15 protein-coding genes are annotated in these 15,139 nt (G+C 73.0%); 2 read left to right on the top strand and 13 right to left on the bottom strand.

Features of this window, described 5'->3' with window-relative positions:
- Positions 1 to 101 precede the first annotated feature (101 nt).
- The 8 genes from AAT21_RS28730 to AAT21_RS28700 all read right to left on the bottom strand — a co-directional run bounded on the left by AAT21_RS28730 (position 102) and on the right by AAT21_RS28700 (position 7,542).
- Positions 102 to 1,115, bottom strand: a complete 1,014-nt coding sequence (locus AAT21_RS28730) for a TIGR03842 family LLM class F420-dependent oxidoreductase (protein ID WP_046779863.1) — start codon at positions 1,113 to 1,115, stop codon at positions 102 to 104.
- A gap of 21 nt (positions 1,116 to 1,136) precedes the next feature.
- The gene (hydA, locus tag AAT21_RS28725; protein ID WP_046779862.1) at positions 1,137 to 2,537 is read right to left on the bottom strand and encodes a dihydropyrimidinase; all 1,401 of its coding nucleotides are present in this window, start codon (positions 2,535 to 2,537) and stop codon (positions 1,137 to 1,139) included.
- 12 nt (positions 2,538 to 2,549) lie between these two features.
- On the bottom strand, positions 2,550 to 3,854 hold the full coding sequence (locus AAT21_RS28720; protein WP_046779861.1) for an aspartate aminotransferase family protein: 1,305 nt from the start codon (positions 3,852 to 3,854) through the stop codon (positions 2,550 to 2,552).
- Positions 3,851 to 4,693, bottom strand: coding sequence for a nitrilase-related carbon-nitrogen hydrolase (locus AAT21_RS28715; protein WP_046779860.1), 843 nt, complete (start codon positions 4,691 to 4,693; stop codon positions 3,851 to 3,853). The genes AAT21_RS28720 and AAT21_RS28715 overlap by 4 nt, the downstream gene beginning before the upstream one ends.
- A gap of 332 nt (positions 4,694 to 5,025) precedes the next feature.
- Entirely contained in the window at positions 5,026 to 6,567 is a 1,542-nt protein-coding gene (locus tag AAT21_RS28710) for a hypothetical protein (RefSeq protein ID WP_046779859.1), read from the bottom strand.
- A 45-nt stretch (positions 6,568 to 6,612) separates the two neighbouring features.
- The gene (locus tag AAT21_RS28705; RefSeq protein WP_046779858.1) at positions 6,613 to 6,993 is read right to left on the bottom strand and encodes a PPOX class F420-dependent oxidoreductase; all 381 of its coding nucleotides are present in this window, start codon (positions 6,991 to 6,993) and stop codon (positions 6,613 to 6,615) included.
- Positions 6,994 to 7,002: 9 nt separating this feature from the next.
- A complete protein-coding gene (locus tag AAT21_RS37800) occupies positions 7,003 to 7,179 on the bottom strand; it encodes a hypothetical protein (RefSeq protein ID WP_157879806.1) in 177 nt (58 codons plus the stop codon).
- Positions 7,180 to 7,290: 111 nt separating this feature from the next.
- Positions 7,291 to 7,542, bottom strand: a complete 252-nt coding sequence (locus AAT21_RS28700; RefSeq protein WP_046779857.1) for a helix-turn-helix domain-containing protein — start codon at positions 7,540 to 7,542, stop codon at positions 7,291 to 7,293.
- Positions 7,543 to 7,620: 78 nt separating this feature from the next.
- Between AAT21_RS28700 and map the strand changes: the two genes are divergently transcribed.
- Positions 7,621 to 8,388, top strand: coding sequence for a type I methionyl aminopeptidase (map, locus tag AAT21_RS28695; protein WP_046779856.1), 768 nt, complete (start codon positions 7,621 to 7,623; stop codon positions 8,386 to 8,388).
- 15 nt (positions 8,389 to 8,403) lie between these two features.
- On the opposite strand, the gene ggt is transcribed toward map, so the two are convergent.
- On the bottom strand, positions 8,404 to 10,209 hold the full coding sequence (gene ggt, locus AAT21_RS28690) for a gamma-glutamyltransferase (RefSeq protein ID WP_046779855.1): 1,806 nt from the start codon (positions 10,207 to 10,209) through the stop codon (positions 8,404 to 8,406).
- Between the two features lie 209 nt (positions 10,210 to 10,418).
- Between ggt and AAT21_RS28685 the strand changes: the two genes are divergently transcribed.
- Entirely contained in the window at positions 10,419 to 11,144 is a 726-nt protein-coding gene (locus AAT21_RS28685) for a hypothetical protein (RefSeq protein ID WP_046779854.1), read from the top strand.
- On the opposite strand, the gene AAT21_RS28680 is transcribed toward AAT21_RS28685, so the two are convergent.
- From AAT21_RS28680 to AAT21_RS28665, 4 genes are all read right to left on the bottom strand, one after another.
- Positions 11,104 to 12,363, bottom strand: coding sequence for a cytochrome P450 (locus AAT21_RS28680; RefSeq protein ID WP_046779853.1), 1,260 nt, complete (start codon positions 12,361 to 12,363; stop codon positions 11,104 to 11,106). The two genes, AAT21_RS28685 and AAT21_RS28680, sit on opposite strands and share 41 nt — an antisense overlap.
- Positions 12,364 to 12,428: 65 nt before the next feature.
- Positions 12,429 to 12,971 carry a hypothetical protein gene (locus tag AAT21_RS28675; RefSeq protein WP_046779852.1) on the bottom strand — a complete coding sequence of 181 codons (543 nt, stop codon included), beginning with the start codon at positions 12,969 to 12,971 and terminating at the stop codon, positions 12,429 to 12,431.
- On the bottom strand, positions 12,968 to 14,413 hold the full coding sequence (locus AAT21_RS28670) for a sensor histidine kinase (protein ID WP_046779851.1): 1,446 nt from the start codon (positions 14,411 to 14,413) through the stop codon (positions 12,968 to 12,970). The genes AAT21_RS28675 and AAT21_RS28670 overlap by 4 nt, the downstream gene beginning before the upstream one ends.
- A gap of 6 nt (positions 14,414 to 14,419) precedes the next feature.
- Positions 14,420 to 15,103: a response regulator transcription factor gene (locus tag AAT21_RS28665; RefSeq protein WP_046779850.1), complete on the bottom strand. Its 684-nt coding sequence runs from the start codon at positions 15,101 to 15,103 to the stop codon at positions 14,420 to 14,422.
- Between the last annotated feature and the right edge of the window lie 36 nt (positions 15,104 to 15,139).

The raw sequence follows: 15,139 nt of genomic DNA, 5'->3' as shown, positions 1-15,139 counted from the left end.
TCCCGGGGTGCCGAGGCGGACGGACGTCCGGGCAGCGGAGCATCCACGGGAGGCTTGGGACCGCGGACGGCCTCCGCTCGGCCGTGCCCTGCTCACGAGGGTCACTGCAGCAAAGGAATGATCTGCGTGCCGTAGGCGTCGATCGTGGACTCCTTCGCGTCGTGCATGTCGTAGACGGCGAACTGGTCGACGCCGAGGTCGCGCAGGGCGCGGAGCTTGTCGATGTGTGCCTCGGCCGGGCCCAGCAGGCAGAAGCGGTCGACGATCTCGTCGGGGACGAAGTCGGTGGACGGGTTCCCGGCCCGCCCGTGGTGGCTGTAGTCGTAGCCCTGGCGGGCCTTGATGTACTCGGTGAGTTCCTCCGGGACCATGCTGGAGTGCTCTCCGTAGCGGGAGACCAGGTCGGCGACGTGGTTGCCGACCATGCCGCCGAACCAGCGGCACTGGTCCCGGGCGTGGGCCAGGGCTCCGGCCGAGTCGTCGGCCGTGACGTAGGCGGGGGCCGCCACGCAGATGGTGATGGCGGCCGGGTCCCGGCCGGCCTCGGTGGCGGCCTCGCGGACCGCGTGGATCATCCATTCGGTGAGGTAGGGGTCGGCGAGCTGGAGGATGAAGCCGTCGGCCTTCTGCCCGGCCAGGGCGAGGGCCTTCGGGCCGTAGGCGGCCATCCAGACGGGCAGCTTCCCGTCCTTGATCCAGGGGATGCGGACCGGGTTGCCGTCGACGGACGCCTCGCGGCCCTCGGCGAGGTCGCGGATGACGCCCATGGCCTCGCCGAGCCGGGCCAGGGTGTTGGGTGCCCTGCCCGCGACCCGCATCGCGGAGTCGCCGCGCCCGATCCCGCAGACGGTGCGGTTGCCGTACATGTCGTTGAGGGTGGCGAAGGTGGAGGCGGTCACCTCCCAGGTGCGGGTGCCCGGGTTGGTGACCATCGGGCCGACGTGCAGCTTCTGCGTGTTCGCGAGGATCTGGCTGTAGATGACGAACGGCTCCTGCCACAGCACGGCGGAGTCGAAGGTCCAGCCGTAGCGGAAGCCGTTGCGCTCGGCGCGCTTCATGAGGCTGATGACCTGGGAGGCGGGCGGGTCGGTCTGCAGGACGAGGCCGAAGTCCATCGGGCGGCTCCTTGACGCTCTTTACAGGTACTGGCAGGTGGAGCGGTGGACGAAGGCCCCGTGGCCGGCCCGGCCGGTGTACTCGCGCCGGTCGACGACGAGTTCGCCGCGCGAGAGCACGGTGTCGACGCGTCCGGTGATCCGCTTGCCCTCGTACGCCGAGTAGTCCACGTTCATGTGGTGCGTCTCGGCGGAGATGACCTGCTCGGCGTGCGGATCGTAGAGGACGATGTCGGCGTCCGAACCGGGGGCGATGGTGCCCTTCTTCGGGTAGAGGCCGAACATCCGGGCGGGTGTGGCGCAGGCGATCTCGATCCACCGGCGGCGGCTGATGTGGCCGTCCACCACGGCCTGGTGCAGGAGGTCCATACGGTTCTCCACGCCCGGCAGCCCGTTGGGGATCTTCGAGAAGTCCCCGCGGCCGAGTTCCTTCTGGCCGCGGAAGCAGAAGGGGCAGTGGTCGGTGGAGACCACCTGGAGGTCGTTGGTCCGCAGCCCCCGCCACAGTGCGGCCTGGTGCTCGCGGGGCCGCAGCGGGGTGGAGCAGACGTACTTGGCGCCCTGGAAGTCCGGCTCCTCCAGGTTGTCGGTGGAGAGGAAGAGGTACTGCGGGCAGGTCTCCCCGAAGACCGGGAGCCCCTTGTCACGGGCGGCCGCGAGCTCCGCGACCGCCTCCTCCGCCGAGACGTGGACGACGTACAGCGGGGAGCCGGCGACCCGGGCGAGCTGGATGGCGCGGTGGGTGGCCTCCGCCTCCAGGAGGACCTTGCGGACCTCGCCGTGGTGTCGGGGATCGGTCTCCCCGCGCGCCAGGGCCTGTTCGACGAGGACGTCGATCGCGATGCCGTTCTCGGCGTGCATCATGATCAGCCCGCCGTTGGAGGCGCCGCGCTGCATCGCGCGCAGGATCCGCCCGTCGTCGCTGTAGAAGACGCCCGGGTAGGCCATGAACAGCTTGAAGGAGGTGACGCCCTCCTCCACGAGGAGGTCCATCTCCTTCAGGGTGCCCTCGTTGACGTCCGAGAGGATCATGTGGAAGGCGTAGTCGACGGCGCAGTTGCCGTCGGCCTTGGCGTACCAGGTGTCGAGTCCTTCGCGCAGGGAGTGGCCCACGCTCTGCACGGCGAAGTCGACGATGGTGGTGGTGCCGCCCCAGGCGGCGGCTCTGGTGCCCGTCTCGAAGGTGTCCGAGGCGGAGGTCCCGCCGAAGGGGAGCTCCATGTGGGTGTGCGCGTCGACACCGCCCGGGATGACGTACTTCCCGGACGCGTCGATCGTACGGTCGGCGGTCCAGGCGCCGGCGGCCGCGGAGCCGTGCGCGGCCAGCGCGGCCACGCGGCCGTCCTCGATCAGGACGTCCGCGTGCAGTTCGTCGGCGGCGGTGACGACCAGGCCGCCGGTGATCAGAGTGCGGTTGCTCATGGGAGGTTCCCCCTACTCCACACGGTTCACTTGATGGAGTGCCTTTTCGAGGATCTCGGCGCCCTCTTCCGCCTCGGCGACGGTGAGGGAGAGCGGCGGCGCGATGCGCAGCACGCTGGTGTTGTGGCCGCCGCCCTTGCCGATCAGCAGGCCGCCTTCGCGGGCGGCCTCCAGGACGGCGGAGGCGGCGTCCGGGTCGGCCTGGTCGGTGCCGGGCCTGGTCAGTTCGATGCCGGCCATCAGGCCCCGGCCGCGGACCTCCCGTACCGCGGGAACGGTGGCGGCGATCCCGCGCAGCCGTTCCAGGAGCAGGCCGCCGACGCGGCGGGCGTTGCCCTGGAGGTCGTGTTCCAGGAGGTAGCCCAGGTTGGCGACGCCCGCGGCCATGGTGACCGGTGAACCGCCGAAGGTGGAGATGGAGTTGGCGTCGAGGCAGTTCATCACCTCGGCGCGGGCGACGACGCCGCCGATGGACATGCCGTTGCCGATGCCCTTGGCGAAGGTGAGGATGTCCGGCGGGCCGTTGCGGGCGTGGGCCTGCCATCCCCAGAAGTGGTCGCCGGTGCGGCCCCAGCCGGTCTGCACCTCGTCGCTGATCCACAGGATCCCGTGGCGGTCGAGGACCTCGCGGAAGGCGCCGTACAGGCCGTCGGGAGGGGAGGTGAAGCCGCCGACGCCCTGGATCGGCTCGGCGATGAGGGCGGCCACTCCCCCGCGGGCCTGGCCCAGTACGTCCTCGAGGTCCGCGACGGCCGCGGCGGTGAAGGCGGTGTCGTCGAGGTGGGCGAAGGGACCCCGGGTGCGGACGGCGCCGTGGACGTAGTACGTCTGCAGCGGGGACAGGCTGGTCGGGGACCAGCCGCGGTTGCCGGTGATGGAGACGGTGGAGAAGGACCGGCCGTGGTAGCTGTTGCGCATCGCCAGGATCTGGTTGGAGCGGCGGTACGTCGTCGCGAGCAGCAGGGCGGTGTCGTTGGCCTCGGTGCCGGAGGTGGTGAAGAAGACGCGGGCGTCGGGGATGCCGGACAGGGCGGCGATCCGCTCGGCCAGCTCGATCATCGGCCGGTTGAGGTACAGGGTGGAGGAGTGGATGATCCGTCCGGCCTGCTCGGAGACGGCCTTGGTGACCTCGGGCAGGGCGTGGGCGGTCATGGTGGTGAGGATGCCGCCGAAGAAGTCGAGGTAGCGGTTGCCGTCGGCGTCCCAGACGTGGCGTCCTTCGCCGTGGGTGAGCTCGATGGGGTTGTTGTAGTAGAGCGCGAGCCAGTCGGGCAGGACGGTGCGGTGGCGGCTGTGGAGCGGGGTGGGGTCGGTCACGGCTGTACGAGCCCTCCGTAGGCGTCGGGACGGCGGTCGCGGTAGAAGGCCCACTGGTCGCGGACCTCCTTGATCAGGTCGAAGTCGAGGTCGCGGACGAGGAGTTCCTCTTCCTTGTCGCTGGCGACGTCCCCGACGAACTGGCCGCGCGGGTCGACGAAGTAGCTCGTGCCGTAGAAGTCGTTGTCGCCGTACTCCTCCTGGCCGATGCGGTTGATCGCGGCGACGAAGTACTCGTTGGCGACGGCCGCGGCGGGCTGTTCCAGCTGCCAGAGGTGGGCGGAGAGGCCGCGGTGGGTGGCGGAGGGGTTGTAGACGAGCTGGGCGCCGGCCAGGCCGAGTTGGCGCCAGCCCTCGGGGAAGTGGCGGTCGTAGCAGATGTAGACGCCGATCCGGCCGACGGCGGTGTCGAAGACGGGCCAGCCGAGGTTGCCCGGTCGGAAGTAGTACTTTTCCCAGAAGCCCTTGACCTGCGGGATGTGGTGCTTGCGGTACTTGCCGAGGTAGGTGCCGTCGGCGTCGATGACGGCGGCGGTGTTGTAGTAGAAGCCCGCGCTCTCCAGCTCGAAGACCGGGACGACGACGACCATGCCGGTCTCGCGGGCGAGGTCCTGCATACGGCGGACGGTCGGGCCGTCGGGGACGGCCTCGGCCCAGCGGTAGTGCTCGGGCTCCTGGACCTGGCAGAAGTAGGGGGCGTTGAACACCTCCTGGAAGCCGATGACCTTCGCACCCTCGGCGGCGGCCCGGCGGGCGTACTCCTCGTGCTTGGCGATCATCGATTCGGTGTCTCCGGTCCAGGTGGCCTGGACCAGCGCGGCGCGGACGACTTGGGCCATGAGCTGCTCCTTGCGACGGGAACGCCGGTTCTACGCACGTAGACGGAGTGCGTAGGGAGTAGAACGTAGGCCTCGTCACAGCGCGGGGCAAGACCGCCTTGCACAGTTGGAGTAGTCGGTCACGTTACGTCGCCGCGCGGTCGTTTGCGGTCAGCAGACGGGACTTTGACGACACGAACCCGGGAGCACCCGCGCCCTGTTCCACGTGCCCGCCCGCCCCGGGTCGCGCGGGGCGGGCGGGACGGTTGGGGCAGGTGCGGGACCCGCGGGGTGCGCGGGCCGGGCCGGCGGGCGGGTGTGGGGCGGGCCGGCCGGGCAGGCGAGACACCCGTCTAGGGGGTGTCGATGCCGGCTACGCGGAGGGCGTGGACGAGGTCGCGGTGGCGGGCGCCGGGGAGTAAGCGGGCCACATGGAGCAGCAGCGGGGCGAGCCACTGGGGGTCGTGCCGGGCCAGGGTGGCCGCCTCCTCGGCGGTCCGGACCCGTACGAAGGCTCCGAGCAGGGCTTCGGCCTCACGGGTACGGCCGGCCCTGCCGAGGGCGAGGGCCGCGTCCGCGACCTCGGCGGCGGGGCGGGCCACGCCCTGCCGCAACAGGGCGTCCCGGTCGGCCTCCCGGCCGGCGTCGCCGAGGGCGGCGGCCGCCGCAGCGAGCCGGTCGGGCGGCAGGGAGGCCGCCTCCCACAGCAGCGTCGTCCAGTCGGCCGCCAGGCCGGCGCGGGTCAGCTCGGCGGCCAGCCGGGGCAGCTGCCCGGCGGGCCAGGCCGCGGCCTGGCAGAGCAGGGCGTGCGCCTCACCGCTGCGGCCCTGCGCGCGCAGCGCGATCAGTTCGGCGGCGACGTCCCGCGGCGAGCGGGTCGGCGGCGCGGGCGCTGGTACGGGCACGGGTACGGGCGCCGGTACGGGTACGGGCTCGGGTTCGGCCGCCCGCTCGGGCCGCGGACGGCCGAACCGGGCGCCCCGCGGGGCACGATGGACTTCCGGGCTGCCAGGCCCGCCGGGAGCCTCGGCGTCCGGGTGGCCCGGCGGCGGCGTGAAGGCCGGGGCCTCGGGAGCCGCCGACCCGGCGTACCGGGCGCCCCCGGCCCGCCGCGCCCCGCGCAGCCACCGCCCCTCGGCCCGCCCGACAGGCGGCAACACACCGGCCTCCCGGCCCGAGGCGCCGCCGTCCTCCACGGGCGGCGATTGCGAAGCGTGTGCGTGCCCCCCACCCTCCCCCGGCACACGCGGGCCACCGCCGTCGGCCGGGCTCCCGTCCCAGGACCCGCCCCAGGGCCCACCCTGAGCCGCACGCCCCGCCCAGGCTCCCGCCGGGGCCGCGCTCCGCGCTGCCGCCTCGGGCGCCTGCCGCACGGGGGCGCTCGGGGTGGGCGTGGTGTGCACGGCGGCCAGGCGGGCGGCCAGGTCTTCGTGGCGGGCCGCGGCGCGGGCCATGTCGTCCTGGGTCCAGGACAGCTCCCGCGTCAGGGCTTCGGTCTCGGCCCGGTCGGCGGTCCCGCCGAGCCGGGCGGTCAGGCTGCGCAGGGCCTCCTCCGACTCCGCCCGCTGGGCGGCCGCCGCCGCCAGCAGGGTCCGCAGTTCCTCCGCGCCCCCCGGGAGCCGGTCCCACGCGGCCACGGCCGCCGCCCGCAGCCTCGCCGCGTAGCCGGTCTCCCGCGCCGCGAGCTCCGCGCCGCCCGCCCCCGCCAGGTCCCTCAGCAGCGATTCCACCACGTCCCACGGAGGTATCGCCGACCCGTTCAGACAGGCCCGCATGCCCTCCGGATCCCGGCGCAGGAACTCCCCGTACCAGCCTGCCCCGGCATCCAGCCTCTGCGTCAGTCCCCGCAAATATCCGGAGAGCTGACTGATCGCCAGTGAAGTCGCGGTCTCCATGACCGCATTGGACCCCACCTGTGTTACAGGCGGACTACGGGAATCTCAAAGCTTGACGGCGATCGCGGTGTGCGGCCGCTTCCCGCGCCGCACCAGAGCGGCGGGCACGTCCACCATCCAGAACTGCCAGGTGTACTTGCGCGACATCAGCCTGCGCACCCGGCGCAGGCCCTCCTCGTCGAGCAGCCGGGCCCGTCCCTCGACCGCGGGCGCCCCTTCCTCGACGCGCCCCCGCACGTCGCACGGGGTGACGGTGACCCGCCCGTCGTTGCGGATGCGCTTGACCTTCCAGGAGTCGCTGCGCGTCCACACGTACAGCTCGCTCCCGTCGGCGACCGCCCATACCGGGGTCGCCACGGGCGTGCCGTCCTTGCGGAAGGTGGTGAGGCTGACGTACCGCGCGCTGCCGAGCTCCTGGAGACCCATACCGGGACCCTAGCGCGTGTCCGCGACGTCCCGGTCGACGGCTCCCTGGCGGGCCCGCCCGTCCGCTTCGCGGAGGGGCGAGGGCCGGTCGTCGGGCAGGGTGCACGCCGCCAGCAGCAGGCCTCCCGCGAGGAGGGCGCCGGCGGCTGCGAATCCGAGTCGTTTGGCTGCGTTCGTGGCTGACACGCCTTCACGCCTGCCCCGCGCGCGGCAAGTCCCACCGCCGATTGGGCCGTTCGGCCTCGGCTCCCGCCCGAAGGGGACGACCCGACGGCAGGGCCTCAGGCCGGCAGGACCTCAGGCCGGCACGGCCGCGCAGCGCCTGAGCAGGTCGTCCAGCGAGAGCCCGAGCGCCTCGGCGAGGGCGGCGACCGTGAAGAAGGCGGGCGTGGGCGCCCGGCCGGTCTCGATCTTGCGCAGGGTCTCGGCGGAGAGCCCGGCCCCCGCCGCGACCTCGACCATGCTGCGGGTGCCGCGGGCCTCGCGCAGCAGGGCACCCAGGCGCTCGCCACGCTCGCGCTCTTCGGGGGTGAGAGGGGTACGGACCATGCGCCCATCCTACCCGGGCGGCCAATAGTTATCCCGGTAAAGTAATCCCGTTACAGTTATACCGGTATAGTTATTGGCATGGTGGAACTGAAGACAGCACCCGAGATCGAGAAGATGCGCGCCGCGGGCCGGATCGTCGCCCGCACCCTGGCCGCCGTCCGGAGGGCCGCGCACGTCGGCACGGCCCTGTCGGAGCTGGACGGGGTGGCCCGCGAGGTGCTCCGCGGCGCCGGCGCGGCCTCGCCCTTCCTCGGCTACCGGCCGCGGTTCGCGCCGGTGCCCTTCCCCGCGGTGGTGTGCGCCTCCGTCAACGACGCGATCGTCCACGGCATCCCCGACGGCTACCGGCTGCGCGACGGCGACCTCGTCAGCATCGACTGCGGGGCGAAGCTCGGCGGCTGGGTCGGGGACGCCGCGGTCAGCTTCACCGTCGGCCGCGCGCGTCCCGAGGACCTGCGGCTGATCGAGACGTCCGAGGCGGCCCTCGCGGCCGGTATCGCCGCCGCCGTGCCGGGCAACCGGATCGGGGACATCGCCCACGCCGTCGGCACGGTCTGCCGCGCCGCCGGGTACGGCGTGCCCGACGGCTTCGGCGGCCACGGGATCGGCCGCAGCATGCACGAGGACCCCGGCGTGCCGAACGAGGGCCCGCCGGGGCGCGGCATGAAGCTGCGCCCCGGCATGGTCCTCGCCATCGAGCCGATGCTGATCGCGGGCGGTACGGACGACTACCGCTGCGACGGCGACGGCTGGACCCTGCGCACCGTCGACGGCACCCGCGCCGCCCACTCGGAGCACACGGTCGCGATCACCGCCCGCGGCCCGCGGATCCTCACCGCGCCCTGACCTCCCAGGTGTCCGCTACGGCCTGCCGTGCGGGTGGACGACCATGGCCGAGCCGCCGCCGCGCCGGGAGGTCTCGGCCGCCGCCAGCCACCGGCCGTCGGGCAGCCGCTGGACCCCGGTGGCGGCGCCGATCTCCGGGTTCTGCCGGAAGCCCTGGCCCAGGGCCTCCAGCTCGGCTCGCAGCGGGCTGTTCCACAGGCCCGGTTCCAGCTCGGTGGTGGTCTGGTTGCGCTGGCTGGCCCGCGGCGCGGCGATCGCGTCGACCAGCGGCAGGCCCCGGTCCAGGTGCCCGGTCAGGGTCTGCAGGACGGTGGTGATGATGGTGGCTCCGCCGGGCGAGCCGACCGCGAGCACCGGCCGGCCGTCGTCCAGCACGATCGTCGGGGACATGGACGAGCGCGGGCGCTTGCCGGGGCCCGGCAGGTTCGGGTCCGGGACACCGGGCGCCGCGGGGGCGAAGGAGAAGTCGGTGAGCTCGTTGTTGAGGAGGAAGCCCCGGCCGGGGACGGTGATGGCGCTGCCGCCGGTGGACTCGATGGTCAGGGTGTAGGAGACGACGTTGCCCCAGCGGTCGGCGACCGTCAGGTGCGTGGTGTTCTCCCCCTCGTACGTGGTCGGCGCGGCCTGTCCGGTGGTGGCGCAGGGCACCGGGTGGCGCGGGTCGCCGGGGGCCAGCGGGCTGGTCAGGGCCCGGTCCGGATCGATGAGGCAGGCGCGGGAGTCGGCGAACCGCTGGGAGAGCAGTTCACGCGTCGGCACGTCCACGGCGGCCGGGTCGCCGACCCAGCGGCCGCGGTCGGCGAAGGAGATCCGGGAGGCCTCGATGAAGTGGTGCAGGTACTGCGTCTTGGACAGCTTCGACAGGTCGGTCCGTTCCAGGATGTTCAGGGCCTCGCCGACCGTGGTGCCGCCGGAGGAGGAGGGCGCCATGCTGTAGACGTCCAGGCCGCGATAGCCCACCCGGGTGGGTTCCTGCCGCTTGGTGCCGTACGCGCGCAGGTCGCCGGTGGTCAGGTCGCCGGGCCGGACCCGGCGGGTGGCGGCCGGGTCGACCGGGGGCGTGCGGACCGTGCGGACGATGTCCTCGGCGATGGGGCCCCGGTAGAGGGCACCGGTTCCCTTGCGGGCGAGTTCGGCGTAGGTGTCGGCGAGGTCGGGGTTCTTGAAGGTGGAGCCGACGACCGGCAGGGAACCGCCGGGCAGGAACAGCTTCGAGGTGTCGGGGAAGTCCCTGAACCGGGCCTCGTTGAGCTCGGTCTGGGCCCGGAAGGTGGCGTCGACGGTGAAACCGTCACGGGCCAGTTTCTCGGCGGGCCGCAGAAGTTGGCGCAGCGGGCGGCTGCCCCAGGCGTCGAGGGCGCTCTTCCAGGTGGCGGGGGTGCCGGGGACACCGACGCCGAGGCCGCTGGTCTGGCCCTCCGCGAAGGGGATCGGCTGCCCGTTCTCCTGGAACAGGGTCTCGGTGGCCGTGGCCGGGGCGGTCTCCCGGCCGTCGATGGTGTGCACCCGGCGGGCGCGGGCGTCGTAGTAGACGAAGTAGCCGCCGCCTCCGATGCCCGCCGAGTAGGGCTCGGTGACGCCGAGGGCCGCGGCGGTGGCGACGGCCGCGTCGACGGCGTTGCCGCCGGAGCGCAGCACGGCGATCCCGGCGGCCGAGGCGTCCGCGTCGACGCTGGCGACGGCTCCGCCGTAGCCGGCGGCGACCGGTACCTTCGCCGGCGGGGCGGGGGCCGCCGCGACGGGCGGGGCGGCGCCGGTCGCCACGAGTGCGGCGGCGACGGTCAGCAGCGGTAACGTGCGGGCGACGGCGGGACGGTGCATCCGGACCTCCAGTGGCAGCGTGGGCCGAGCCTAGCGCCGGGCCCGGCGCCCCGTCAGGGCGTCTGCCGGGGCGCGCCGTCGAGCGGTGGGCCGTCCCGTGGGGCACGCCGCCGACGGGTGGCGGGGAGACGGGCGGGGAGGAAGGTGTACCGGAGGGCGGAAGGGGGCCGGGCCGGTGACCTCCGCGCCGGCACCGCTAGCATCCGCGCATGAACGACGACGTGCGCAACATCGTGCTCGGGGTGATAGCCACCGCCGTCAGCGGCGGGTTCGGCTGGTTCTCCCGGACCTATCTCTGGCGGCGCGCGCTCCGCCGCAAGCAGGCGTTCTTCGGGCTTCCGACGGGCTCCGACTGCCTGTTCGTGGTCAACCGGCAGATGGGCGGAAAGGATTCCTCGCTGCACCGCAACGACGCCTTCGCCCTGCTGGAGATCTCCGCCCTGATCAAGGACTGCGGGGCGAACGTCCAGATCGTCACCCACGACACCGCCCGTCAGGGCTTCGGCGACCGGGCCGAGTTCTGTGTCGGCGGGCCGACGTCCAACGCCCGCACCACGGCGCATCTCGCCTCCATGCTGCCGGGCATCACCGTCAACATCGACTCCGAGCAGCACGAGGACCGGGGCGCGATCCAGGTGGGCGGCGAGACCTACCGGTGGCGCAAGGGGCTGGAGGAGCACGTGGTGCTGGCCCGGCTGGCGGGCGGGGAGGGCGGCCGCCCGGTGTTCCTGCTGTCCGGGCAGACCGCGGTCAGCAACCAGGCAGCTGCACGGTACCTGAACCGGAACCACACGCAGCTGGCGCGCAAGTACGGGTTGGAGTCCTTCTGCCTGGTGCTGAAGGTCGTCAACTCCGACGCCTACGGGCCGGACGTGACCGAGCTGGTCGCGGACGTCACCCGGCCGGCCCGGACACCCGCAGCGGCAGCCGCGTGATCCCGTTGATGAAGTTGGACACCAGCCGCTTGGGCTGGCCGGCGAGTTCCGGTACGGGCATGGCCGCGCACCACTCCTCGTAGAGGATGCGCAGCTGGAGGCGGGCGAAGTGCGCGCCCAGGCAGACGTGCGGGCCGTCCCCGAAGGACACGTGCGGGTTGGGTGTGCGGCCGAGGTCCAGGCGGCCGGGGTCGGTGAAGACGCGGTCGTCGTGGTTGGCGGAGGCGTGCAGGACGACGACCTTGTCGCCGGCCCGGACCGGCTGCCCGGCCAGTTCGTGGTCGGTGGCGGCGCTGCGCCGGAAGCTGAGGACCGGCGGGTGGACGCGCAGGAGTTCGTCGACCGCACGTTCCACGGGGACGTCGCCCGCCGCGAGCCGGCGGTATTCGTCGGGGGCGCCGGCGAGGGCGAGCAGGCCGCCGGGGGCGGCGCTGCGGACGGTGTCGTTGCCCGCGACGGTGAGCAGGAAGAAGAACATCTCGAGTTCGGCGGGGTCCAGCCCGGCGGTGGCGAGGGCGGTCATCACGTCGTCGCCGGGGTGGTCGCGTTTGTGTGCGGCGAGTTCGCGGGCGTAGGCGAACATCTCGCCGAGCAGGGCCGGGGAGCGCGGGTTGAGGGGTGTGCCGTCGGGGCCGAGGAGTGGTGCGGGGGCGTCGTCGGGGTCCTGGTAGCCGATGACCCGTACGGTCCATTCGAGGAGCAGGGCCCGGTCGGCGGGCGGGACGCCGAGCAGGTCGGTGAGGTTGAGCAGCGCGTACTCGTCGGTGACGGTGCGGACGAGGTCGGCGGCGCCGTCTTCGGCGGTGTCCCGGGCCGTGGCGAGCAGGGTACGGGCGCGTTCGCGGACCCGTCCGGCGAAGGCGTCGACGCGGGCGGGGGTGAAGGCGCGGGCGACGAGCCGGCGCAGTCTGCCGTGCTCGGGGGGATCCTGGTTGAGCATGGTGCGGCGCAGGAAGGGCAGGTCGGCCGGGTCGGGGTCGCGGATCTGGGTGGCGCCCAGCCAGGAGGAGTACGTGCGGTGGTCACGCAGGACGTGGACGACGTCGGCGTGCCGGGTGACGGCCCAGAAGCCGGGGCCGGCGGGCCAGCCGGCGATCTCGGGCTCCGGCTGCCAGGCGACGGGGTGCCGGTCGCGCAGCAGCCGGTAGCGCTCGTGGGGGACGCCTGCGGCGTAGACGCGGGGGTCGAAGACGTCGGGGATGTCCGCGGCGTGGTCCATGGGGCCACCGTGACGCGTGGGCGGCCCTGCCCGCAAGGGCACGCCGTGGGCGGGTGTGCGCCGGGTCAGCGCCGCGGGTTGCAGTCGGTGGCGGGGAGGGTGGTATCGGTACCCTGGATGGCGACCGGGGTGACGGTGTCGCGTACGGCGGAGACGCCGAAGGTGCACACCAGCTGCTTGCGGGCCAGGTCGGACAGGCCGGCCACGGGGAAGGGGACACCGACCGTGATCCCCTTGTCCGGCTGGTACTTGCTCACCGCCACCCGCTCCGAGTCGGCATCGGACACGGACACCTTCGGCAGGGCGGTGGTGAGTCCGGCCGCCGAGGCCGGACCGGTGGGGCCGTCCAGCAGGATCCGCAGGAGCGGTACGGGCGCGAGCATGTAGTCGGTGCCGATCGAGAAGGGGACCGGGACGACCCGGTCGCCGTCCTTGGAGACGAAGTAGAGCGTGGCGGCGTTCTTGCTTCCGGGCACCTTGACGGTGGCGGCGTGGCCGCTCTCGATCACCCCGGTGCGTTTGATCCCGCATCCGGCGAGCAGCAGGGCGCAGCCCGTCAGGGCGGCGGCGGCCGCCGTGGCACGGGATCTCGTCGTGCGCCCTGTCATGCGCGGGCCTCCAGCGGCATGTCGAGGGTGAAGAAGGCGCCGCCCTCGGGTCGGTTGCCCGCCCGGAGGGTGCCGCCGTGCAGGCGGACGTTCTCCAGGGTGATGGCGAGCCCGAGGCCGCTGCCGGCGGAGCGGGTGCGGGCCGCGTCGGCCTTGAAGAAGCGGTCGAAGATGTGCGGCAGCACCTCGGGGGCGATGCCGGGGCCGCTGTCGGCGACGTCGATGAGGAGCCGCTCGCCGTCCCCGCCGGATGCGGTGCTCACGGTGACGTGCACGGGGGCGCCGCCGTGCCGCAGGGCGTTGCCGACGAGGTTGGCGAGGACCACGTCGAAGCGGCGCGGGTCGAGCCGGGCGCGGACCCCGTCGGGCAGTTCGGTGACGACGCGGTCGTCGTCCCAGTGGCGTCGTTCGAGGGTCTTGCGGACGGCTTCGGCGATGTCCACGTCGTCGAGGTTGAGCTCGGCGGCCCGGGCGTCGAAGCGGGAGATCTCCATCAGGTCCTCGACGAGGACGGCGAGTTTGCCGGTCTCGGCGCTGACCAGGTGCAGGGCCTTGGCGGTGTCGGCGTCGAGGCGGGCGGCGTCCTCGTCGAGGACCTCGGTCACGGCGAGCATCCCGGCCAGCGGGGTGCGCAGTTCGTGGGAGACGTCGGAGGCGAAGCGGCGGGCGCGGGTCTCGGCCTCCTGGAGTTCACGCACGGACTGTTCCAGGGCACGTGCGGTCTCGTTGAAGGTGCGGGCGAGTCCGGCGAGTTCGTCGGCGCCCCGGACCTCGATGCGCGTGTCGAGGCGGCCGCGGCCGAGTTTCTGGGCGGCGCGGCGCATGTCGCGTACCGGGCGCAGCACGCTGCGGGCGGCCAGCAGTGCGGGGACGACGGCGATGGCCAGGCCCGGGACGGCGCCCTGCTGGGCGGCCTCGACCATGGCTTCGACGGTCTGCTTCTCGGTGGACAGGGGGACGCTGGCGTAGAAGACGACCCCGGTGGCTTCGGTGTATCCGTTGTGTTCGAAGACGGCGGGGACGCCGATGGTGAGCCAGGGGTTGCCGCGCTGGTCCTCGACGCGCTGGAAGGCGGCGTACTGGTTGTTGCGGACCCGGTCGCGCAGGCTGTCGGTGATCACGGTGGAGGTGGGCGTGCCGGGGTTGGTGGAGACGCGTGTGCCGCCGTACTCGCCGAAGATGATCCAGGGGTGGGGTTTGCCGCGTTTGCCGAGCTCGATGACGATGCGCTGGAGTTCCTGCTGTTCCAGGGGGAGGCGGACCTCCTGCTGTTCGACCTGGTCGCGCAGGGTGCTGACGGCGGTGTCCTGGGTCTGTTTGAGGATGGCGTTGCGGGCCTGCTGGTAGGTCAGGGCCGCGGTGGTTCCCGCACTGATGGCGGCGACCAGGAGGAAGGCCGCTATCAGCCGGGTGCGCAGCCCGAGGGGTGCTATGCGTCGCACCGCGGCCTACAGGGGGCCGAAGCGGTAGCCGAAGCCGCGCACGGTCTGTATGTAGCGGGGGCTGCGGGCGGGGTCCTCGATCTTGTGGCGGAGCCGGCGGACGCAGGCGTCCACGAGCCGGGCGTCGGCGTGGTAGCTGTGGTCCCAGACGTACTCCAGGAGCTGCTGGCGGGAGAAGACCTGCTCGGGCGAGGCCGACAGGTGCAGCAGGAGTTTGATCTCGCTGGGTGCGAGGGCGACGCGTTCGCCGTTCTTGGCGACGGTCAGCCCGGCGCGGTCGATGGCGAGTTCGCCGTGGGTCTCGATGCCGGGGCGGGTTCCCACCGGGTCGCTGAGCCGGCGCAGCACGGCCTTGATGCGGGCCTCGATGACCTCGGTGCGGGCGGGTTTGACGATGTAGTCGTCGGCTCCCGCCTCCAGGCCGATGACGATGTCGAAGTCGTCGCCGCGTGCGGTGAGCATGATGATCGGCACTTCGCTGGTCTGGCGGATGCGGTGGCAGACCTGTACGCCGTTGATGCCGGGCAGCATCAGGTCGAGCAGGACGAGTTCGGGGTGGAAGGTCGCCATCAGGGCGAGTCCCTCCTCCCCGGTCTCGGCGGCCTGCACGTCGTGGCCGCGGCGGCGCAGGCCGAGGCCCACGCCTTCGCGGATGGAAGGGTCGTCCTCGATCAGCAGTACGCGTGGCATCCGGTCAGTATCCCAGGGTGATCTTCGGCTTCTCCT

The organism is Streptomyces yangpuensis (assembly GCF_001005295.1).
Taxonomy (GTDB): domain Bacteria; phylum Actinomycetota; class Actinomycetes; order Streptomycetales; family Streptomycetaceae; genus Streptomyces; species Streptomyces yangpuensis.
This window is presented reverse-complemented; position numbering and strand designations above follow the sequence as displayed.